Here is an 18,159-nt window from a genome sequence, read left to right on the forward strand (position 1 = left end):
CATATCGGATGCCGTCGAACGGCTCGCCGGGCCGCAAGCGATGGGCGAACTCTTCAAGGTCCTGGCCGTCGTTCCACGCGACGTCTCCGTCAGGCCCTTCGCAACGGCGGATTGACTTTTCGTCGCTACCCCTCCCAATCTCCCGTCCGGTAAAAGAGCCGCCGGACTGCCGGCCGCTTTTCCTTGACGAAACCGCCCACACGGACAACAACGCCCGCATGCTCAATCAGACCAAACCGGATCCCATTCGGTCGCCGCTGCTGGACAAGGCACAGGCACAAGGCATCCGCCACGGCTATTTCACCCGCACCGGCGGCGTCTCCACCGGCATCTACCGGGGCCTGAACATCGGCACCGGGTCGGATGACGACCAGGCGCTGGTGACCGAGAACCGCGCCCGTGTCGCCGCCTGGATGGGCGTGCCCGCAAATCATCTGCTGACCGCCTGGCAGGTCCATTCGCCCGACGTCATCGTCGCCAGGGAACCCTTTGCCCGCGAACGGCCAAAGGCCGACGCCATCGTCACCGATCGGCCGGGCATCGCCATCGGGGCCTCGACCGCCGATTGCGGCCCGGTTCTGTTCGCGGATCCCGGCACGCGCATCATCGGCGCGGCGCATGCCGGCTGGAAAGGCGCTTTGTCAGGCGTGCTCGAAAACACCATTGCCGCCATGGAGAGCCTCGGCGCCCGGCGCGAAAACATCGTCGCCGTGCTTGGCCCTTCAATCGGCCCTGCAAATTATGAGGTCGGGCCCGAATTCGTCGCCCGCTTCGTCGAGGCCGACAGCGAAAATGCCCGGTATTTCGTGCCTTCGGCCCATGCCGGCCATTCGATGTTCGACCTCAACCGCTACACGATCGACCGGCTGGCCAAGGCTGGTGTGACGGCCGATGGCCTTGGCCGCTGCACCTATGCCGAGGCAGATCTGTTTTACTCCTACCGGCGCACCACGCACCGCAGGGAGCCCGATTATGGCCGGCAGGTTTCGGCAATCGTTTTGGAGAAGGTATAATGGCGCTGCATTTTGAACGATCCGAATTCGACGCGCGGCGCGACCGGCTGATGATAGAGATGGCCGAGAAAAAGCTCGACGCCATCCTGCTGTTCGCCCAGGAAAGCATGTACTGGCTCACCGGCTACGACACGTTCGGCTTCTGCTTCTTCCAGTGCCTGGTGGTCAAGGCCGACGGCTCGATGGTGCTGCTGACCCGGTCGGCCGATCTGCGCCAGGCGCGCCAAACCTCGATCATCGACAACATTGTGCTGTGGACCGACCGCGACGGCGCCAATCCCGCGGTCGACCTGCGCAACCTGCTCAACGAACTCGACCTGCTCGGCGCCCGCATCGGCGTCGAATACGACACTCACGGCCTGACCGCCTACAATGGCCGCCGCCTGGACGAGCAGTTGCAGACCTTCGGCCAGATCGCCGACGCCTCCGGCATCGTCGGGCGGCTGCGCCTGTTCAAGAGCCCGGCCGAGGTCGCCAAGGCGGAAAAGGCAGCCAATCTCTCCGACGACGCGCTGGACGCGGCCCTGCCGCTGATCAAGCAGGGCGGCGACGAGGCGCTGATCCTGGCCGCCATGCAGGGCGCGATCTTCGCCGGCGGCGGCGACTATCCGGCCAACGAGTTCATCATCGGCTCCGGCGTCGATGCGCTGCTGTGCCGCTACAAGGCCGGCCGCCGCAAGCTCACCAAGAACGACCAGCTGACGCTCGAATGGGCCGGCGTCTTCCATCACTACCATGCGCCGATGATGCGCACGGTGCTGACCGGCAAGGTCTCCAAGCGCCATCAGGAGCTGTTCGACGCCGCACGCGCGGCCCTTCTGGCCGTCGAAAAGGCGATGACGCCGGGCAACAGCTTCGGCGATGTGTTCGACGCCCATGCCCGCACCATGGAAGCGCACGGGCTGACCAAGCACCGGCTGAACGCCTGCGGCTATTCGGTCGGCGCCCGCTTCACCCCGTCCTGGATGGACATGCCGATGTTCTACCAGGGCAATCCCGAGCCGATCGCGCCGAACATGACGCTGTTTGCCCACATGATCATCATGGACTCCGAGACCGAGACGGCGATGACGCTTGGCCGCACCTACCTGACCACCGAATCCCAGCCGAAGCCGCTGTCCCGCCATGATCTCGACTTGATCGTGCAGTGAATCCATAATGGGAGGCGTTCTTCGCCAAGGAGTTAGAAGGCAAATGAGACGATCGCATGTGACGACCGTGTCATTGCTTGTGGCATTGGCTTTGACCGCCTGCACCAACGCAAAGGACGTCCTCGAACCTTCCGCCATCACCCCGCCGGCGGCCTCGGCGCAGCCCGCACCGGCCACGCAAAGCAGCGCTGCCGCCACCGTTCCCGCCCCGGCGCCATCCACGGCCGCGACGGCCACCACGACGGCGGGCGCGCCCGCGCCCATCACTTCGGCCCAGGCCGCCGCCATCCTGGCGAAGACCCGGCTGCAGATCGCGCCGATCGTCGGCGCTTCGGTGGAAGCCGCAACGCCGCTGACGGCGGAACTGCAGACACGCGCCAGGCAGCGCGGCATTACGCTGGCCGGCAGCCAGGACCAGACCGCGACCCATGTGCTCAAGGGCTACTTCTCGGCGATAACGGAGGGTAAGGACACCACGGTCATCTATGTCTGGGATGTCTACGACCCATCCGGCAACCGGCTGCACCGCATCAACGGCCAGATGAAGGCGCCTTCCACCGGTTCCGGCGACAGCGCGGGCGCCGACAGCTGGAAGTCGGTCTCGCCAGCCACCATGCAGGCGATCGCCGACCAGACCATCGACCAGTTTGCGGCCTTTCTCAGCGGCAAGGCGAGCTGAGGTGTTGCCAGCCGGTGATGCCGAACAGCTTTCTTAGGCTTAGCCGGCGGATTCACGATCTCGGCGCTTGCAATAGCCGCGCGGGCCGCTAAAAGCCCGGTTAAAAGGTGCAGGAGAGTCCGTCAGGCCTCTCCGTCCTCCACCAGGAACGGTGCATGAAACTCTTCGCGGGCAATTCCAACAGGGTGCTGGCCGAAGCGGTCGCCCGCTATCTCAACGTCCCGCTGGGCAAGGCCAGTGTCAGGCGCTTCGCCGACCAGGAAATCTTCGTCGAAATCCAGGAAAACGTGCGTGGCGAGGATGTCTTCATCCTGCAGTCGACCTCGTTCCCGACCAACGATCACCTGATGGAACTGCTCATCATGATCGACGCCTTCATGCGCTCGTCGGCCAAGCGCATCACGGCGGTTATTCCCTATTTCGGCTATGCCAGGCAGGATCGCCGCGCTTCCGGGCGCACGCCGATCTCTGCCAAGCTGGTCGCCAACATGATCACCCGTGCAGGTGTCGACCGGGTTTTGACGCTGGATCTCCATGCCGGCCAGATCCAGGGCTTTTTCGACATCCCCACCGACAATCTGTTCTCGGTGCCGGTGATGGCCCGTGACGTCAAGGCGAAGTACAAGCAACTCGGCAATGTCGTCGTCGTGTCGCCCGATATTGGCGGCGTGGTGCGTGCGCGTGCGCTTGCCAAGCGTTTCGACGCGCAACTTGCCATCGTCGATAAGCGCCGTGAGCGTCCCGGCGAATCGGAAGTCATGAACATCATCGGCGCGGTCGCCGGCAAGGATTGCCTTTTGATCGACGACATCGTCGATTCCGGCGGCACGCTGTGCAATGCCGCCGACGCACTGCTGGCCAACGGCGCCACCAGCGTCACCGCCTATATCACCCACGGCGTGCTGTCGGGCGGCGCGGTCGCTCGCATCAGCGGCTCGAAGCTGCAGGAACTGGTGATCACCGATTCCATCCAGCCGACGCAAGGCGTGCTCGACGCGCCCAACATCCGCGTCATCTCGATCGCCGACCTGATGGGCGAAGCCATTTCGCGCACGGCGACCGAGGAATCGGTCTCGAGCCTGTTCGACTGAAAACCAGTTATCCCTGCGGCCCAAGTTACCCCTGCGGCCCAAGTTATTCCTGCGGCAAGGCCGATGGCGTCGGCGCCTCCAACCGGGCCGGGGCTCGCCGCATGCCTTCGCCGGCATCACGCGCGCCGCGCATATAGCCGCGCGGCGAGGAGCCGAGCATGCGCTTGAACATGGTGATGAAGGCCGGCACGCTGTCATAGCCGAGATCGAGCGCCACCCGCGTGATCGGCTCGCCATCGGCGAGCCTCGGCAGCGCCGCGAACAGGCAGGCCTGCTGGCGCCATGTCGACAGCGACAGGCCGGTCTGCCGCTGGAAGGCGCGCGTGAAGGAGCGCCGGCTCATGCCGACGGTATCGGCCCATTCGTCGATCGTCGCGTGCGGTGAGGGTGCTGCGACGAAACGCCGACAGAGCGCCGCCAGTTTGGGATCCGACGGGAACGGCAGGCCGAGCGGCCGCTCCGGCAATTGCGGGATCTCATGCAGGAGCAGGCTCATGATCAGGCCACCGCGCCCTTCCAGTTCGCCGCCTTGCGGCAGCTTCTCGGATTCCACGATAAGACTGTGCATCAGGTCGGTGACGCCGACCACGCGCATGCCCTCCGGCAGGCCTGGGATCGCCTGCGGCATGACATAGACCGAGCGCATCGAGACGTCGCCGAGCATCTCGACGGAATGTTCGATGCCGGCTGGAATCCACATCGCATGGTCCGGCGGCACCATCCAGCGCCCATGCCGCGTCGTCACCAGCACGACGCCGACCAGCGCATGCAGCAACTGGCTGCGGCTGTGGTGGTGGTGCGGCACGTGGTAGCCATCCGGATATTCGGTCGGCAGCACCACCGCCGGCCCGACCGCCTGCTCGAGCCACTGCCAGCGCAGCCCGTGCAATTGCTCGAGGTCGGTGTGGCCGGCGCCGAAAATTTCCCTGGTTTTTGGCATTCGATATGGCCCACTTGCGAAACTATTGGACCAAACCACGAAAGAAGTCGCCTGGCAACCGGACTATAAGGCTGCCTGCGGGAAGCGCCCGCCACGTCGCCTGCGGTAACAACCCGCCAAAAAGACTACGGAGCCTATCTTGACCGATACGACCGCCACCAGCGTCGCGCCGCCTGCGACCGCCAGTCACGCGTCAGCCCAGGCTACGGCCTTCACCGTTATCCTGGCGGTGAGCCTCTGCCACTCCATCAACGACATCATGCAGTCGCTGTTATCGGCCATCTATCCGCTTCTGAAAGACAATTACGGCCTCGACTTCTGGCAGATCGGGCTGTTGACCTTCACCTTCCAGGTAACGGCATCCCTGCTGCAGCCGATCATCGGCGCGGTCACCGACAAGCGGCCGATGCCTTACTCGCTGCCCTGGGGCATGGCATCGTCGCTGATCGGCCTGGTCGTGCTGGCCTATGCCGGGCACTACTACCTGCTGCTGATCGGCGCCTCGCTGATCGGCATCGGTTCGGCGATCTTCCATCCGGAATCCTCGCGCATCGCCCGCTTCGCATCCGGCGGCCGGTTTGGCCTGGCGCAGTCGCTGTTCCAGGTCGGCGGCAATTTCGGCCAGTCCATGGGTCCCTTGCTGGCCGCCTTCATCGTCGTGCCTTTCGGCCAGACCAGCATCGCCTGGTTCGCCGTCGGCTCGCTGATCGGCATCGTCATCCTGTGGCAGGTCGGCGGCTGGTACAGCCGCCTGCGCGCCGCGCAAGGTAATCGCAAGGCGGCAAGCTTCGTGTCGCCCTTCCCGCGCCGCAAGGTGATGTGGGCCCTGGCGGTGCTGACCTTGCTGGTGCTGACCAAGAACGCCTACATCGCCAGCCTGGCCAGCTACTACACCTTCTATTCCATCCATAAGTTCGGCGTTTCGGTGCAGATGTCGCAGGTCATGCTGTTCCTCTTCCTCGGCTCTTCGGCGCTGGGCATCCTGCTCGGCGGTCCCTTCGGCGATCGCTATGGACAAAAGGCGATGATCTGGTTCTCGATCGTCGGTGTCCTGCCCTTCACCCTGGCGCTGCCCTACGCCAACATGGAATGGACGATGGTGCTGACCGTGCTGATCGGCCTCATCCTGTCGTCGGCCTTCTCCAACATCGTCGTCTTCGCGCAGGAGCTGGTGCCGGGCCGCGTCGGCACGATCGCCGGCATCTTCTTCGGCTTCGCCTTCGGCGTCGGCGGCATCGCGGCCGCGGTGCTTGGCGTCGTCGCCGACATGAAGGGCATCGACTTTGTCTTCCAGATCTGCTCCTACCTGCCGTTCCTGGGGCTGCTGACGGTGTTCCTGCCCAACATGAAGGAAGCCCGGAAGGCGCAAGCGGCCGCTTGAATCATCTGTTCCAGGCAAAAGGCACCCGCCATATGGCGGATGCCTTTTTCTGTTCAGGCGGAGGGCTTCAGGCCTTGAAGAAAGCCAGCAGGTCGGCGTTGATGACATCGGCGTGGGTGGTGGCCATGCCGTGCGGAAAGCCCTTGTAGACCTTGAGCTCGCCCTTCTTGAGCAGCTTGATGCTCAGCAGCGCCGAGTCGGCGATCGGCACGATCTGGTCGTCGTCGCCATGCATGACCAGCACCGGCACGTCGATCTTCTCGAGGTCTTCGGTGAAGTCGGTCTCCGAGAAGGCCTTGATGCAGTCGTAATGCGCCTTGGTGCCGCCCATCATGCCCTGGCGGTACCAGTTGTCGATAATGCCCTGCGAGACCACGGCGCCCGGACGGTTGAACCCGTAGAACGGGCCAGCGGGAACATCCACGTATAGCTGCGCGCGGTTGGCGGCGACGCCGGAGCGGAAGCCGTCGAAGACCTCGATCGGCAGGCCGCCGGGATTGGCTGGGGTCTTGAGCATGATCGGCGGCACCGCGCCGAGCAACGCTGCCTTGGCGACACGGCCGCCCGCTCCATACTGGGCGACATAGCGCGCCACCTCGCCGCCACCGGTCGAATGGCCGACATGGATGGCGTCCTTGAGGTCGAGATGCGCGACAAGTTCAGCCACATCGGCGGCATAGGTGTCCATCTCGTTGCCGATATCCGTCTGCGTCGAACGGCCGTGGCCGCGGCGGTCGTGGGCGATGACCCGGTAGCCTTGGCCCAGGAAGAACAGCATCTGTGCATCCCAATCGTCGCTGCTCAGCGGCCAGCCGTGATGGAACACGATGGGCTGACCGGTTCCCCAGTCCTTGTAATAGATCTCCGTGCCGTCCTTGGTGGTGATCGTGCCGCTGCCTGAGCCTGGTTTGGTCTGCGAGGTCATCTCTATCTCCGTTTGATTGCTGTCGCGATAAAAAATATCGCGATAGCAATATCGCTAACCCAGCTCGAGGTTGTTGTCCATAGAAATATGTATCGCGATATCTTTTTCCGTGGTACATAATGCGTGCGCTTAATCGGCAAAGGAATCCACCGTGCCTCTCCCGCTGGACAATCAGCTCTGCTTCACGCTCTACGCCACCAGCATGGCGATCAATCGCACCTACAAGCCGATGTTGGACGAGATGGGGATCACCTATCCGCAATATCTCGTGCTCAACGCGCTGGGCGAGGCCGACGGCATGTCTGTCGGTACGATCGCGCACAGGCTCGCCCTGGAATCGAGCACGGTCACGCCGCTGGTGAAGCGGATGGAGCAGGCCGGCCTGGTTACCCGCCAGCGCAGCCAGACCGACGAGCGCCAGGTACAAGTCGACCTGACACCGGCCGGCCGCAAGCTGCTCGTCCAGTGCAGCTGCCTGAACGCGACCCTGGTCGAACGCTCGGGCATGACGCTGGCCGAACTCGACACGCTGAACCGGCAGGTCCAGGCGTTGCGCGACGCGTTGAGCGGCGACCGGTAGCAACGGCCTTCCCACCCGCCGCTTGCACGCCTGCCCGCCTTCCGCTATAGAGCCGCCACCCGCGTAGACACCCTTGGAGGCAACGCGGCGGAAGGCTGCCTTCCCCTTGTGATCCCGAACAAAGATCCGCTCGCTGCGGTTTCCGGCATTCGGACATCGAGGTCTGGCGGCTTTCGACGTTTACGGCCTGGTACATTGCCAACCGTAGGCGCTCCATAACACGCGAAAGGAAAAGCCATGAGCCACGATACTTACGAGCTCAAGGCCGAAGCGCGCGAACAGGTCGGTAAGGGGTCCGCCCGTGCAGTTCGCCGCAACGGTAAAGTGCCTGCAGTAATTTATGGTGACAGACAGCCTCCCCTGGCGATCGCGCTCACCTACAAGGACATCTACTACAAGATCCATGGCGGCGGGTTCCTGACCACGATCGCCACGATCGATGTCGACGGCAAGAAGATCCAGGTCCTGCCGAAGGACTTCCAGCTCGACCCGGTCAAGGATTTCCCTGTCCATGTCGACTTCCTGCGCATCGGCAAGGACACCGAAGTCAACGTCGATGTTCCCGTGCACTTCATCAATGAAGACAAGTCACCCGGCATCAAGCGGGGCGGCGTGCTCAACATCGTGCGTCACGAAGTCGAGTTCCACTGCCCGGCCAATGCGATCCCGGAATTCATCACCGTCGATCTCACCGGCGCCGACATTGGCGATTCGATCCACATCTCGTCGGTCAAGCTGCCGGCCGGCGTCAAGCCCGTCATCTCCGACCGCGACTTCACCATCGCGACCGTTGCCGGTTCGTCGGCGATGAAGCCGGAGACCGAAGAGACAGCTGAGGCCGCGGCCCCCGAAGCGGCTCCCGCCGCCGAAGAGAAGTAACTCTTTTCACGCCCGGAGGCGACGATGCCAGAAAAGACAGCGCTTGTCTTTGCCGGCCTCGGCAATCCGGGCGCGAAATACGCTGAAAACCGGCACAATGTCGGCTTCATGGCGGCGGACGCTATCGCCCGCCGCCATTCCTTTTCACCCTGGTCGAAGAAGTTCCAGGGCCTGATTTCCGAGGGCACGCTCGGCGGCGAAAAGATCATCCTGATCAAGCCGCAGACCTTCATGAACCTGTCCGGCCAGTCGGTCGGCGAAGCGCTGCGCTTCTACAAGCTCGACCTTTCCGCCCTCACCGTCTTCTATGACGAGATCGACCTTGCCGAAGGCAAGCTGCGCATCAAGACCGGCGGCGGCGCCGGCGGCCACAACGGCATCCGCTCGATCGACGGCCATGTCGGCAATGCGTACCGCCGTGTGCGCATCGGCGTCGGCCATCCCGGCGTCAAGGAAATGGTCCAGCATCATGTGCTCGGTGATTTCGCCAAGGCCGACCGCGACTGGCTCGACCCGCTGCTCGACGCGATCGCCGACAATGCGGCGATGATCGTCAAGGGCGACGAATCCGGTTTCATGAACAAGGCCGCCCTTGCCGTCCAGGGCAAGACCGGCGCCGAACCGGAAAACCCGGCGCGGAAGCAGTCGAGCCCGAAACAGCAAAGCCCGAAACAGCAAAGTCATGTCCGCCAGGCCCGCCCTCAGCAGCCGGTCGCCAAGCTGCCGGAAAGCGGCCCCATGGCCGCCATGCTGAAGAAACTGTTCGGCAACAAGGACTGAAGCGTAGAGGCATGCGGCGTCACGGGACTTGACGTTCCCAACCCCTATCGCCCATAGCCTCATCAAATTTCGCTTTTCCCGATAGGACCGGACAAAATGGGTTTCAAATGCGGCATCGTTGGCTTGCCCAACGTCGGCAAGTCGACGCTCTTCAACGCGCTGACGAGGACGGCCGCCGCGCAGGCCGCCAACTACCCGTTCTGCACCATCGAACCGAACACCGGCGAGGTGGCGGTGCCCGATCCGCGCCTGCAGAAGATCGCGGCGATCGGCAAGTCGAAGGAGATCATCCCGACCCGCATCTCCTTTGTCGACATCGCCGGCCTGGTGCGCGGCGCCTCCAAGGGCGAAGGCCTGGGCAACCAGTTCCTCGCCAACATCCGCGAGGTCGACGCCATCGTGCATGTGCTGCGCTGCTTCGAGGATGACGACATCACCCATGTCGAGGGCCGCATCGACCCCGTCGCCGACGCCGAGACGGTCGAGACCGAGCTGATGCTCGCCGACCTCGACAGCCTCGAGCGCCGCATCGTCCAGTTCCGCAAGCGCGCCGGCAGCAAGGACAAGGAAGCGACGACCGTGCTGCCGATGATGGAGGACGCGCTCGAGCTGCTGCAGGCAGGCAAGCCGACCCGCATCCTGCTCGACGGCATCTCGGCGGAAGATCTGCACATCTTGCAGGGCTTGAACCTTCTGACCTCACATCCCGTGCTCTACGTCTGCAACGTCGCCGAGGCGGACGCGGCCACCGGCAACGAGCACACCAGGGCCGTGGAGCAGATGGCCGCAGCGCAGGGCGCCCGCACTGTCGTCATTTCGGCCGCGATCGAAGCCGAGGTTGCGCAGCTCTCCGACGAGGAAGAGATGGAATTCCTGTCCTCGCTCGGCCTCGACGAGCCCGGCCTGAACAAGGTGATCCGTGCCGGCTACGAATTGTTGCAGCTCATCACCTATTTCACCGTTGGGCCGAAGGAGACGCGCGCCTGGACCGTGCACAAGGGCGCCAAGGCGCCGCAGGCGGCCGGCGTCATCCACACCGATTTCGAGCGCGGCTTCATCCGCGCCCAGACCATCGCCTACAACGACTTCGTCACGCTGGGCGGCGAAGTGGCGGCCAAGGAAGCCGGCAAGGCACGCGACGAAGGCAAGGAGTACGTCGTCCAGGACGGCGACATCATGCTGTTCAAGTTCAATACCTGAGGAGGTCGCGGCGGAGCGACCCAACCGTCAGTCGGACAGCACCATCCCTGCCGCAGAGTTCTCGCGGGGGTATTGAAGACCATCAGTCGGCTTACCCCCGATCAGCACCCGGTGGAGACCGATGAAAGCCATGTCCCATCTATTTGCTATTCGCAAATTTCTAGCTTGCACTATTTTAGCTCCTAGTTAACATGCAGTTGTGCCGCTGACGCTCAGATATACTAGGGCCGCTCTGAAATCCCTGGCGCGGATGCCCGCCAACACGGCTCGGCTGATCACTGCTAAAATCGACCAATATGCAGCCGAACCGGCCAGCTTGGCGAAAAATCTCAAACAGCTGAAAGGCCGGCCAGGCTTCAGGCTTAGGGTCGGGGACTACCGTATTATCTTCGATCAGGAAGGCACGGTAATGGACATTCTGGAGATCGGACCGCGCGGTAGCATCTACGAGGACTGAGGACATGAACAAGCCCACCATCATTACCACGCCGAATGGCGACCGTATGGCTATTCTGCCACTCGCTGATTACGAGAGCCTTGTTGAAGCGGCGGAGGACGTGGCCGACATTCAAACCTACGATCAGATCAAGCAAAAGATCGCTGCCGGCGAGGAGGAGCTTATTCCGGTCGCCGTCGTCAACCGCATCCTGGACGGCGAGAATAAGATCCGCGTCTGGCGCGAGCATCGCGGGATTTCGGCTCGCGACCTCGCTGAAAAGACTGAGATCAGCACAGGCTATCTCTCGCAGATCGAGACAGGCACCCGCGACGGTAGCTTCGACACGATCAAGCGCATCGCCGCCGCCCTCAATCTCTCGGTTGACGATCTCGTATAGCGCCCGTTGCGAAAGACGAAAACGGGCTGTCGTGTTCCATGCTCGCAGGCGCTGCCGACGTCGGCACAGGGCCATGTTTATTCGCGCAGGCGAGGCCACTACAAGTGAGCGTAGCTTAGCTACAGCCGACCACCGCCCGGCCTCCGACCCAAACAGTGGCAATATTGGCCCGTGCCGCATTGAGCACGATCTTCTGAAAGACGTCGTCGAGCGTATCGTCGGCGCCGTTGACATGGATGTTCGAGGCGCTCGCTTCGGTGTCGATCAGCAGCGCGTCGAATTCGTGTCCGACGCGAAAACTGCCTGTCGGCAGGTCGAGCGCTTCCGCGCCTCCCGCGGTCGCCAGCCAGAACGCTTCCTGATGCGTGATCGGCTCGCCGGGCGCGCCGCGCTCCTTTGCCGGCAGGCCGGCATGCACACCGCTCTGCAATGTCCTGGAGGCCGACAGCGCGTGCCGGCAACCGTCGAACAGCGATGGGCTGTAGCCGCCTGAAATATCGGTGCCGAGCCCGACATGCATGTGCCGGTCGAGCGCCTCGCGCAGCGGAAACACTGCATTGGCGAAGTAGACGTTGGACAGCGGGCAATGAGCGACGCCGGCGCCCTTCTCCTTGATCAGGTCCATGTCCTGCCCATCGATGAAGTTCGAATGCGCCAGGATCGTATGACGGGTGAGCAGGCCGAAACCATCGAGGCTTGCCGCATCCGTTTGGCCGAAGCGCGCTTCCACGAACTGCTTTGCCCAATCGCTTTCGGAGCAATGGGTCTGCACGTGGCAACCGAACTCTTCCGCGAGTTCGCCCAGCCCCTGCAAGGCCGCGTCGGTGCAGCTTGGAATGAAGCGCGGCGTGATCACCGGCTGGACAAGCGGCCTCTCGCCCGGATCCAATGACATGACGGCCTCGATGAAGCGCCTGGTATCCGAAACAGCGCTTGCCGCATCGGCATCGCGATAGAAGGGCGGACACTGTTCGGGGTCGTCCATCACCACCTTGCCGACCAGGGCACGCTGGCCTTTCTCAAGACATGTCTCGGCGAGCGCCACGCTCGCCTCGACATGGACGGTGGCGAAATAGAGCGCGGTGGTGGTGCCGTTGGCGAGCAGATTGTCGACCAGATCAGCATAGACCGCACGAGCATAGTCCAAATCCGCATAGCGGGCCTCGAGCGGGAAAGTGTATTTCCGCAGCCAGACTTCGAGCGGCACGTCCAGCGCCTTGCCCATCTGCGGCCATTGCGGCGCATGGATGTGCAGGTCGACGAGCCCCGGCAGCAGGAACTGCCCCTCGCCAAGTTCCACCAGCCTGCCCGCCCGGCGGGCATCGCTTATCGTGGCCGTGTATTCCGGGTGGCCGGGCGCCTGGATCTCGGCGATGCGCCCCTGTGCGTCGACGCAGAACAGGTGCTCCTCCAGCACCTCCAGCCTGCCGCGCTCAGGCGTATGGAAGGCGGTGCCGAGCAGCGTGAAAGGATCTGCCGTCATATCGTCGCTCCGGTGCTGCTGGCGGGCGGGGCTGCCAATGCGTGGCCTAGAAGAAAACAGTTGGCAAACATTTCCGCCGCTGTCCTTTGCCGCCGACTGATCCCATGATCGGCCGGGGATTTCCAGAGGGGACATCATGGAACGCGTTGCGCCAGAAATCAGTTTGATCGCCCAGCCGGACGATCCGTTGCCCCTGGGCAAGGCCGCCCTGCTCGGCCTCCAGCACGTGCTGGCGATGGACGTCTATATCGTGCCGTTCATCATCGCGTCGGTGCTTGCCTTCAGCGTCGGCGACGCCGGCGCCTTCATCCAGTCGGCCTTCGTGGCGGCAGGCATCGCAACCCTGATCCAGTCGCAGTTGCTGATGCGGCTGCCCGTCGTCCAGGGACCGTCCTTCGTCCCGATCGGCGCGGTGCTGGCGATTGCCTTTGGCGCCGGCGGCGGCCTGCCGGGCCTGTCGGCCGTGATCGGCGCACTCATTCCGGGCGCCATACTGGTCATGCTTCTGGGATCGCCGACAAAGCTCTTCCACCGCCTCGTCAACCGCTTCGTGCCGTCCATCGTCGGCGGCGCCATCATCATCGTCGTCGGCGTCGCGCTGATGCCGGTGGCACTGAAGGAGAGCGTCTTCGCTGTCCACGGCACCGCCACCGTCGGCGGCAACATCGTCCTCGCCTTCGTCGCCGCGGCGGTGCTTGTCGGCTGCATGCTGATCGGCATGGCGCTTGGCGCGAAAGGCGCATGGCTGCGCCTGCTGTCCGTGATCATCGCGCTTGTGGCTGGCAGCGTGGCCGCCGCCTTCATGGGCCAGCTCGACATGACGGGCGTTTCCGCCGCGACCTGGTTTTCCATGCCGCGCATCGCCTTCCTCAATCTCGATGTCACCTTCTCCTGGTCGGCGACGCTGACCATGCTGATCGTCTACATCGTCGTCCTGGCCGAAACCACCGGCACCTGGTTCGCGGTCGGTGCCGTCATCGACAAGCCGCTCTCTGACGAGCAGCTCGACCGGGGCGCCACGGGCGAAGGCCTTGGCTGTCTGATCAGCGCGCTGCTGTGCAGCACGCCGGTCACCGGCTATTCGTCCAACGCCGGCATCATCGCCATCACCGGCATCGCCAGCCGTGCCGCCTTCGGGGCGGCCGGCATCTTCCTAGTGCTGTTCGGGCTGATCGGCAAGCTTTCGGCGGTCATCGCCTCAATCCCGGGGCCGGTCATCGGCGGCGTCTTCGGAGTGCTTTGCGTCGTCATCGCCATGAACGGTTTTCGGGTGGTGCGCGGGACGCCGCTGACCGAACGCAACATGCTGGTCATCGGCCTGCCCATCCTGATGGCGCTGTTCGCCACGCTGGTACCGCCGGATTTCGTCAAGACGCTGCCCGATATCGTGCAGTACATTCTGGGCTCATCCATCGCCTTCGGCGCCGTCTGGGCGATCGTCCTGCACCAGATCCTGCCGAACGCCCGCTAGGCGATCGGAGGCGCCGCGGCTGGCCCCTACGGCCGCCGCGGGCCCGATCGCGCCGGCTGGCTCACCAGAAAGGGCTTGACCAAATCGCCCGCGGCCTGCATCCGGGTTTGCCGATCCATGCGGATCGCGCGTTCTGCAAGGGATGCCAGACCATGACCGGCAAGACATGGGCGTATGAGGACTTCGTCGAGGGGATCTCGTTCGATCTCGGCACCAAACAGGTGAGCGCGGCCGAAATCATCGAGTTCGCCAGCGAGTTCGATGCCCAGCCGATGCATCTCGACGAGGAGGCCGGCAAGGCGAGTATCCTGGGCGGCCTCTCGGCTTCAGGCTGGCACACCTGCGCCATGTTCATGCGCATGCTGTGCGATGCCTTCCTGCTGGACTCCACCTGCCAGGGCGCACCAGGAGTCGATCAGGTCAAATGGAAGAAGCCGGTGCTCGCCGGCGATACGCTGCGGGGCAGCCTGGTGGTTCTGGCCAGGCGCCTGTCGAAATCCAAGCCGCAACTCGGCTTCGTGACCATGCGCAGCGAACTGGTCAACCAGCGCGGCGAAAGCGTCTTCGAGCTCGAGAACTCCGTCATGTTCCTGACGCGCGACGCGGGGAATGCGGCATGACGCTCGACGAATTCTTCCGCATCGGCACCACGGTGACGCTGGGCTCGCACAGATTCGAGCCCGAGGCGATCAAAGCGTTCGCCCGCAAATACGACCCGCAGATCTTTCACATCGACGAAGAGGCCGCGAAGAAGAGCGTGCTCGGCGGCCTCTGCGCCTCCGGCTGGCATACCGCCGCCACCTGGATGAAGCTGAACCTGGAGAGCCGCCTGGACGCCGAAGGCTGGGACGGCCCGGTGCCCGAATTCGGCCCCTCGCCCGGATTCAAGAACCTGAAGTGGCTGAAGCCCGTCTTTGCCGGGCAAACCATCACCTTCACGCGCACGGCGCTGTCCCACCGCCCCATCGCGTCCCGCCCCGGCTGGCGGTTGCTGGCGCTGCTCTGCGAGGCCACTGATTCGACCGGCGGCAAGGTGCTGGAGTTCGAAAGCGCGGTGCTGGTGAAGGTGGAGTAGCACAGGCCCTTCTTCCTTCTCCCACAAGGGGTGAAGGGAAAATGCTCAATGGCCCTCGAACCCGATCAGCGTTCGCACCGGCACGCCGAGCGCTTCGAGCTTGGCGCGCCCGCCCAAATCCGGCAGGTCGATGACGAAACAGGCGGCGAGAATGTCGGCGCCGATCTGGCGCAGCAGCTTGACCGCCGCTTCCGCCGTGCCGCCGGTGGCGATCAGATCGTCGACTAGGATCACCTTCTCGCCGGGCGCGACGCCGTCCTTGTGCATCTCCATCTCATCCAGCCCGTATTCCAGGCTGTAGGCGACGCGCACGGTCTCATAAGGCAGCTTGCCCTTCTTGCGGATCGGCACGAAGCCGGCCGAGAGCTGGTGGGCGACGGCGCCGCCCAGGATAAAGCCGCGCGCTTCGATGCCGGCGATCTTGTCGATCTTCTGCCCGGCATAGGGATGCACCAGCTCGTCGATGGCGCGGCGGAAGGCGCGCGCATTGCCGAGCAGCGTGGTGATGTCGCGAAACAGGATGCCGGGCTTGGGATAGTCCGGGATGGTACGGATCGAGGCCAGCAGCGTGTCTTCGAGAGAAGGTTTCATGAAGCGGCTCCGAATGATCCGGCTGACAAAGTGAAACGGCGCGGGGCCGATCGTAACCCGGCGCGACCGACAACGGCTAGCGCGATGTGGCGACCGAGACAAGCGCATCCGGCAAAGGAATTGACTACGGGCTGGGAGCAACCACCAGGCGATTTTCCTCCTGTTGGGCGCAGCCACGAAAAAGGGGCGCCCGAAGGCGCCCCGCTCGAACGGATGGCTATCGGCCAAATCCTACATGCCGAGATCGGAACGAAGCTCCGCCCTGGCCACGTCGTACTCGGCCTTGAAGTCATCGCGGTTGAGCAGGACGGCGGCGATGACGCTGCCGGAAATCTTGCCCATCTCGACGTCGGACGGATAGTGGATGCCGCCGACGATGCGGTTGTGGGCGAACTCGGCCGCGCGCGCCATGATCTCAGCACGCCTTTCCGGAACCATGTCGGACAGGATGATGCCCATCATCGTGCCGACGGTCGCATGGCCGGACGGCCAGGAACCGGAGCTCGACAGCTTGACCACCGGCTTGACGAGATCGCTGAGCTGGTGCGGACGCGGGCGCTTCCAGACATCCTTGGCCGGATCGACGACGGCGCCTTCGGTCTCCACCACGCGATCGAAGAAGGCGCTGAATTTCGGCAGCTTGTCCTTGTTGAAATTCGGTCCCATGACATCGGCGAAACGCCAGACGTTTTCCTCGGCGTCGGCGATGGCGCGGGCTTCCATCTCGGGTGTGCGCGTGACCTGCATGGTCAGCACTTCGCCAAGCTCGGCCTTGGTCTCAGCCGAATCATTGGCCGGCGGCGGCGGCAGGATCATCGTCAGGTCGACTTGGTGATAAATGGTTTTGCGTCTTCGGCGCGGGCCGCGGAACCAACGACGAGCAGCAGCAGGCCTGCCGCAAGCGATGCGTATCTTTTCATGGGCGTGATCCTTTGATGAGAGCGCCGCAGGATCGCGATGTGTGGTGACGGCCATGTGACACCGCCAAGACGTGGAGGCGCAATCCACTCAAAAAGCAGAAAGGGCGCCTCGCGGCGCCCCATGTTGTGCACTGAACGGCCCAAGGCCTTTTGAGATTCAGATCAGGCTGAATCGAAACCGATGGTTTCCGAGAACCGGAGCGGAGCGTACTTGAAGTACGTGAGCACCGGAAGCGCAGGAAGCCATCGTTTGCAGACCGGCCTCACCTGAAGATCAACAGGCCTAGTGCGCCACGGCTTCCCACACCTTGCGCTTGGTCAGGTAGACCAGGGCGCCGAACAGAAGCAGGAATACCAGCACGCGGAAGCCCATCTTCTTGCGGTCTTCCATGTGCGGCTCGGCAGCCCATGTCAGGAAGGCAGCCACGTCGCGGGAATACTGGTCGATGGTCTGCGGCGAACCGTCGTCATAGGTGACCTGGCCGTCGGAGAGCGGCTTGGGCATCTTCAGCGACACGCCGGACATGAAGTACGGGTTGTAGTGTGTGCCTTCGGGGATGACCATGCCGGCGGGCGGGGTCTGGTCGTAGCCGGTCAAGAGCGAATGGATGTAGTCGGGACCACCGGCATCATACTGGGTGAAGATATCGAAGACGAACTGCGGGAAGCCGCGTTCGACGCCGCGCGCCTTGGCCAGCAACGACATATCCGGCGGCGCCGCACCGCCATTGGAGGCAGCGGCGGCTTCCTCATTGGCGAATGGGGCCGGGAAATGGTCGGACGGCTTGCCGGGACGGTCGAACATGTCGCCGGCATCGTTGGGGCCATCATGGATGGTGTATTCGGCTGACAGCGTCTTGATCTGCGCGTCGCTGTAACCGAGGTCCGAAAGCGTGCGGAACGCCACCAGGTTCATCGAATGGCAGGCCGAGCAGACTTCCTTGTAGACCTTCAGCCCGCGCTGCAACTGCGCCTTGTCATAGGTGCCGAACGGGCCGGTGAAGCTCCAGCTCATTTCCTTCGGCTCGTTGATCGGGAAATGCGTCGGTGCCGCCGCGTTGTGCGCCTCTTCGGCCGCGAACGCCCAAGTGCCTGCAACTCCGGTGCCGGCGGCTACGAGGCCGACCAGCGCAAGCGAGGTGAGAATCTTTTTCATGCCAAATC

General features: G+C 63.7%; 19 protein-coding genes and 2 pseudogenes. 15 read left to right on the top strand and 6 right to left on the bottom strand.

Annotation, left to right across the window (positions count from 1 at the left end; genetic code table 11):
• The 5 genes and pseudogenes from FJ954_RS32185 to FJ954_RS28495 all read left to right on the top strand — a co-directional run.
• Positions 1–115: pseudogene (locus FJ954_RS32185) on the top strand (class I SAM-dependent methyltransferase); the annotation flags it as partial.
• A 103-nt stretch (positions 116–218) separates the two neighbouring features.
• The gene (gene pgeF / locus FJ954_RS28480; RefSeq protein WP_140665071.1) at positions 219–1,013 is read left to right on the top strand and encodes a peptidoglycan editing factor PgeF; all 795 of its coding nucleotides are present in this window, start codon (positions 219–221) and stop codon (positions 1,011–1,013) included.
• Entirely contained in the window at positions 1,013–2,164 is a 1,152-nt protein-coding gene (locus FJ954_RS28485) for a Xaa-Pro peptidase family protein (RefSeq protein ID WP_015316092.1), read from the top strand. The genes pgeF and FJ954_RS28485 overlap by 1 nt, the downstream gene beginning before the upstream one ends.
• A gap of 43 nt (positions 2,165–2,207) precedes the next feature.
• Complete coding sequence (locus FJ954_RS28490; RefSeq protein ID WP_140665074.1) at positions 2,208–2,843, top strand: hypothetical protein; 636 nt, start codon at positions 2,208–2,210, stop codon at positions 2,841–2,843.
• Between the two features lie 155 nt (positions 2,844–2,998).
• Positions 2,999–3,934, top strand: coding sequence for a ribose-phosphate pyrophosphokinase (locus FJ954_RS28495; protein ID WP_015316090.1), 936 nt, complete (start codon positions 2,999–3,001; stop codon positions 3,932–3,934).
• Positions 3,935–3,977: 43 nt separating this feature from the next.
• Here the strand turns inward: FJ954_RS28495 and FJ954_RS28500 are convergent, their stop codons facing one another.
• Positions 3,978–4,874, bottom strand: coding sequence for a helix-turn-helix transcriptional regulator (locus FJ954_RS28500; RefSeq protein WP_140665076.1), 897 nt, complete (start codon positions 4,872–4,874; stop codon positions 3,978–3,980).
• Positions 4,875–5,013: 139 nt separating this feature from the next.
• Between FJ954_RS28500 and FJ954_RS28505 the strand changes: the two genes are divergently transcribed.
• On the top strand, positions 5,014–6,255 hold the full coding sequence (locus FJ954_RS28505) for an MFS transporter (RefSeq protein WP_015316088.1): 1,242 nt from the start codon (positions 5,014–5,016) through the stop codon (positions 6,253–6,255).
• 67 nt (positions 6,256–6,322) lie between these two features.
• On the opposite strand, the gene FJ954_RS28510 is transcribed toward FJ954_RS28505, so the two are convergent.
• A complete protein-coding gene (locus FJ954_RS28510; RefSeq protein WP_140665079.1) occupies positions 6,323–7,180 on the bottom strand; it encodes an alpha/beta hydrolase in 858 nt (285 codons plus the stop codon).
• A gap of 151 nt (positions 7,181–7,331) precedes the next feature.
• On the opposite strand from FJ954_RS28510, the gene FJ954_RS28515 reads away from it, so the two are divergent.
• The 6 genes from FJ954_RS28515 (at position 7,332) to FJ954_RS28540 (ending at position 11,455) form a co-directional block, all read left to right on the top strand.
• The gene (locus FJ954_RS28515; protein WP_140665081.1) at positions 7,332–7,760 is read left to right on the top strand and encodes a MarR family transcriptional regulator; all 429 of its coding nucleotides are present in this window, start codon (positions 7,332–7,334) and stop codon (positions 7,758–7,760) included.
• Between the two features lie 237 nt (positions 7,761–7,997).
• The gene (locus FJ954_RS28520; RefSeq protein ID WP_015316085.1) at positions 7,998–8,639 is read left to right on the top strand and encodes a 50S ribosomal protein L25/general stress protein Ctc; all 642 of its coding nucleotides are present in this window, start codon (positions 7,998–8,000) and stop codon (positions 8,637–8,639) included.
• 24 nt (positions 8,640–8,663) lie between these two features.
• Positions 8,664–9,419 (top strand): aminoacyl-tRNA hydrolase, encoded by a 756-nt coding sequence (gene pth, locus FJ954_RS28525; RefSeq protein ID WP_140665084.1) that lies wholly within the window; start codon positions 8,664–8,666, stop codon positions 9,417–9,419.
• Between the two features lie 96 nt (positions 9,420–9,515).
• Positions 9,516–10,619, top strand: coding sequence for a redox-regulated ATPase YchF (gene ychF / locus FJ954_RS28530; RefSeq protein ID WP_140665087.1), 1,104 nt, complete (start codon positions 9,516–9,518; stop codon positions 10,617–10,619).
• Positions 10,620–10,818: 199 nt separating this feature from the next.
• Positions 10,819–11,076, top strand: a complete 258-nt coding sequence (locus FJ954_RS28535; protein ID WP_348641147.1) for a type II toxin-antitoxin system RelE/ParE family toxin — start codon at positions 10,819–10,821, stop codon at positions 11,074–11,076.
• 4 nt (positions 11,077–11,080) lie between these two features.
• Positions 11,081–11,455 (top strand): helix-turn-helix transcriptional regulator, encoded by a 375-nt coding sequence (locus FJ954_RS28540; protein ID WP_140665093.1) that lies wholly within the window; start codon positions 11,081–11,083, stop codon positions 11,453–11,455.
• Positions 11,456–11,570: 115 nt separating this feature from the next.
• Here FJ954_RS28540 and guaD read toward each other — a convergent pair whose 3' ends face one another.
• The gene (guaD, locus tag FJ954_RS28545) at positions 11,571–12,938 is read right to left on the bottom strand and encodes a guanine deaminase (RefSeq protein ID WP_140665096.1); all 1,368 of its coding nucleotides are present in this window, start codon (positions 12,936–12,938) and stop codon (positions 11,571–11,573) included.
• Between the two features lie 136 nt (positions 12,939–13,074).
• Between guaD and FJ954_RS28550 the strand changes: the two genes are divergently transcribed.
• The 3 genes from FJ954_RS28550 (at position 13,075) to FJ954_RS28560 (ending at position 15,484) form a co-directional block, all read left to right on the top strand.
• On the top strand, positions 13,075–14,409 hold the full coding sequence (locus FJ954_RS28550) for a solute carrier family 23 protein (protein ID WP_015316080.1): 1,335 nt from the start codon (positions 13,075–13,077) through the stop codon (positions 14,407–14,409).
• A gap of 152 nt (positions 14,410–14,561) precedes the next feature.
• Positions 14,562–15,029 (top strand): MaoC family dehydratase, encoded by a 468-nt coding sequence (locus FJ954_RS28555; protein WP_140617690.1) that lies wholly within the window; start codon positions 14,562–14,564, stop codon positions 15,027–15,029.
• On the top strand, positions 15,026–15,484 hold the full coding sequence (locus FJ954_RS28560; RefSeq protein ID WP_015316078.1) for a MaoC family dehydratase: 459 nt from the start codon (positions 15,026–15,028) through the stop codon (positions 15,482–15,484). Before FJ954_RS28555 ends, FJ954_RS28560 begins: the two co-directional genes overlap by 4 nt.
• Before the next feature lie 45 nt (positions 15,485–15,529).
• On the opposite strand, the gene FJ954_RS28565 is transcribed toward FJ954_RS28560, so the two are convergent.
• The 3 genes and pseudogenes from FJ954_RS28565 to FJ954_RS28575 all read right to left on the bottom strand — a co-directional run bounded on the left by FJ954_RS28565 (position 15,530) and on the right by FJ954_RS28575 (position 18,151).
• Positions 15,530–16,075: an adenine phosphoribosyltransferase gene (locus FJ954_RS28565; protein WP_013893474.1), complete on the bottom strand. Its 546-nt coding sequence runs from the start codon at positions 16,073–16,075 to the stop codon at positions 15,530–15,532.
• A 231-nt stretch (positions 16,076–16,306) separates the two neighbouring features.
• A pseudogene (locus FJ954_RS28570) lies at positions 16,307–16,995 on the bottom strand (phosphatase PAP2 family protein).
• 283 nt (positions 16,996–17,278) lie between these two features.
• The gene (locus FJ954_RS28575) at positions 17,279–18,151 is read right to left on the bottom strand and encodes a cytochrome c1 (RefSeq protein WP_015316075.1); all 873 of its coding nucleotides are present in this window, start codon (positions 18,149–18,151) and stop codon (positions 17,279–17,281) included.
• Positions 18,152–18,159 lie beyond the last annotated feature (8 nt).

It is taken from the genome of Mesorhizobium sp. B2-3-15 (genome assembly GCF_006442875.1).
Classification (GTDB): domain Bacteria; phylum Pseudomonadota; class Alphaproteobacteria; order Rhizobiales; family Rhizobiaceae; genus Mesorhizobium; species Mesorhizobium australicum.

Bases quoted from the DNA above. Each gene is read 5' to 3' on its own strand.
- pgeF (WP_140665071.1), top strand. From the start codon at position 219: ATGCTCAATCAGACCAAACCGGATCCCATTCGGTCGCCGCTGCTGGAC.
- FJ954_RS28485 (WP_015316092.1), top strand. From the start codon at position 1,013: ATGGCGCTGCATTTTGAACGATCCGAATTCGACGCGCGGCGCGACCGG.
- FJ954_RS28490 (WP_140665074.1), top strand. From the start codon at position 2,208: ATGAGACGATCGCATGTGACGACCGTGTCATTGCTTGTGGCATTGGCT.
- FJ954_RS28495 (WP_015316090.1), top strand. From the start codon at position 2,999: ATGAAACTCTTCGCGGGCAATTCCAACAGGGTGCTGGCCGAAGCGGTC.
- FJ954_RS28500 (WP_140665076.1), bottom strand. From the start codon at position 4,874: ATGCCAAAAACCAGGGAAATTTTCGGCGCCGGCCACACCGACCTCGAG.
- FJ954_RS28510 (WP_140665079.1), bottom strand. From the start codon at position 7,180: ATGACCTCGCAGACCAAACCAGGCTCAGGCAGCGGCACGATCACCACC.
- FJ954_RS28520 (WP_015316085.1), top strand. From the start codon at position 7,998: ATGAGCCACGATACTTACGAGCTCAAGGCCGAAGCGCGCGAACAGGTC.
- pth (WP_140665084.1), top strand. From the start codon at position 8,664: ATGCCAGAAAAGACAGCGCTTGTCTTTGCCGGCCTCGGCAATCCGGGC.
- ychF (WP_140665087.1), top strand. From the start codon at position 9,516: ATGGGTTTCAAATGCGGCATCGTTGGCTTGCCCAACGTCGGCAAGTCG.
- FJ954_RS28540 (WP_140665093.1), top strand. From the start codon at position 11,081: ATGAACAAGCCCACCATCATTACCACGCCGAATGGCGACCGTATGGCT.
- guaD (WP_140665096.1), bottom strand. From the start codon at position 12,938: ATGACGGCAGATCCTTTCACGCTGCTCGGCACCGCCTTCCATACGCCT.
- FJ954_RS28550 (WP_015316080.1), top strand. From the start codon at position 13,075: ATGGAACGCGTTGCGCCAGAAATCAGTTTGATCGCCCAGCCGGACGAT.
- FJ954_RS28555 (WP_140617690.1), top strand. From the start codon at position 14,562: ATGACCGGCAAGACATGGGCGTATGAGGACTTCGTCGAGGGGATCTCG.
- FJ954_RS28560 (WP_015316078.1), top strand. From the start codon at position 15,026: ATGACGCTCGACGAATTCTTCCGCATCGGCACCACGGTGACGCTGGGC.
- FJ954_RS28565 (WP_013893474.1), bottom strand. From the start codon at position 16,075: ATGAAACCTTCTCTCGAAGACACGCTGCTGGCCTCGATCCGTACCATC.
- FJ954_RS28575 (WP_015316075.1), bottom strand. From the start codon at position 18,151: ATGAAAAAGATTCTCACCTCGCTTGCGCTGGTCGGCCTCGTAGCCGCC.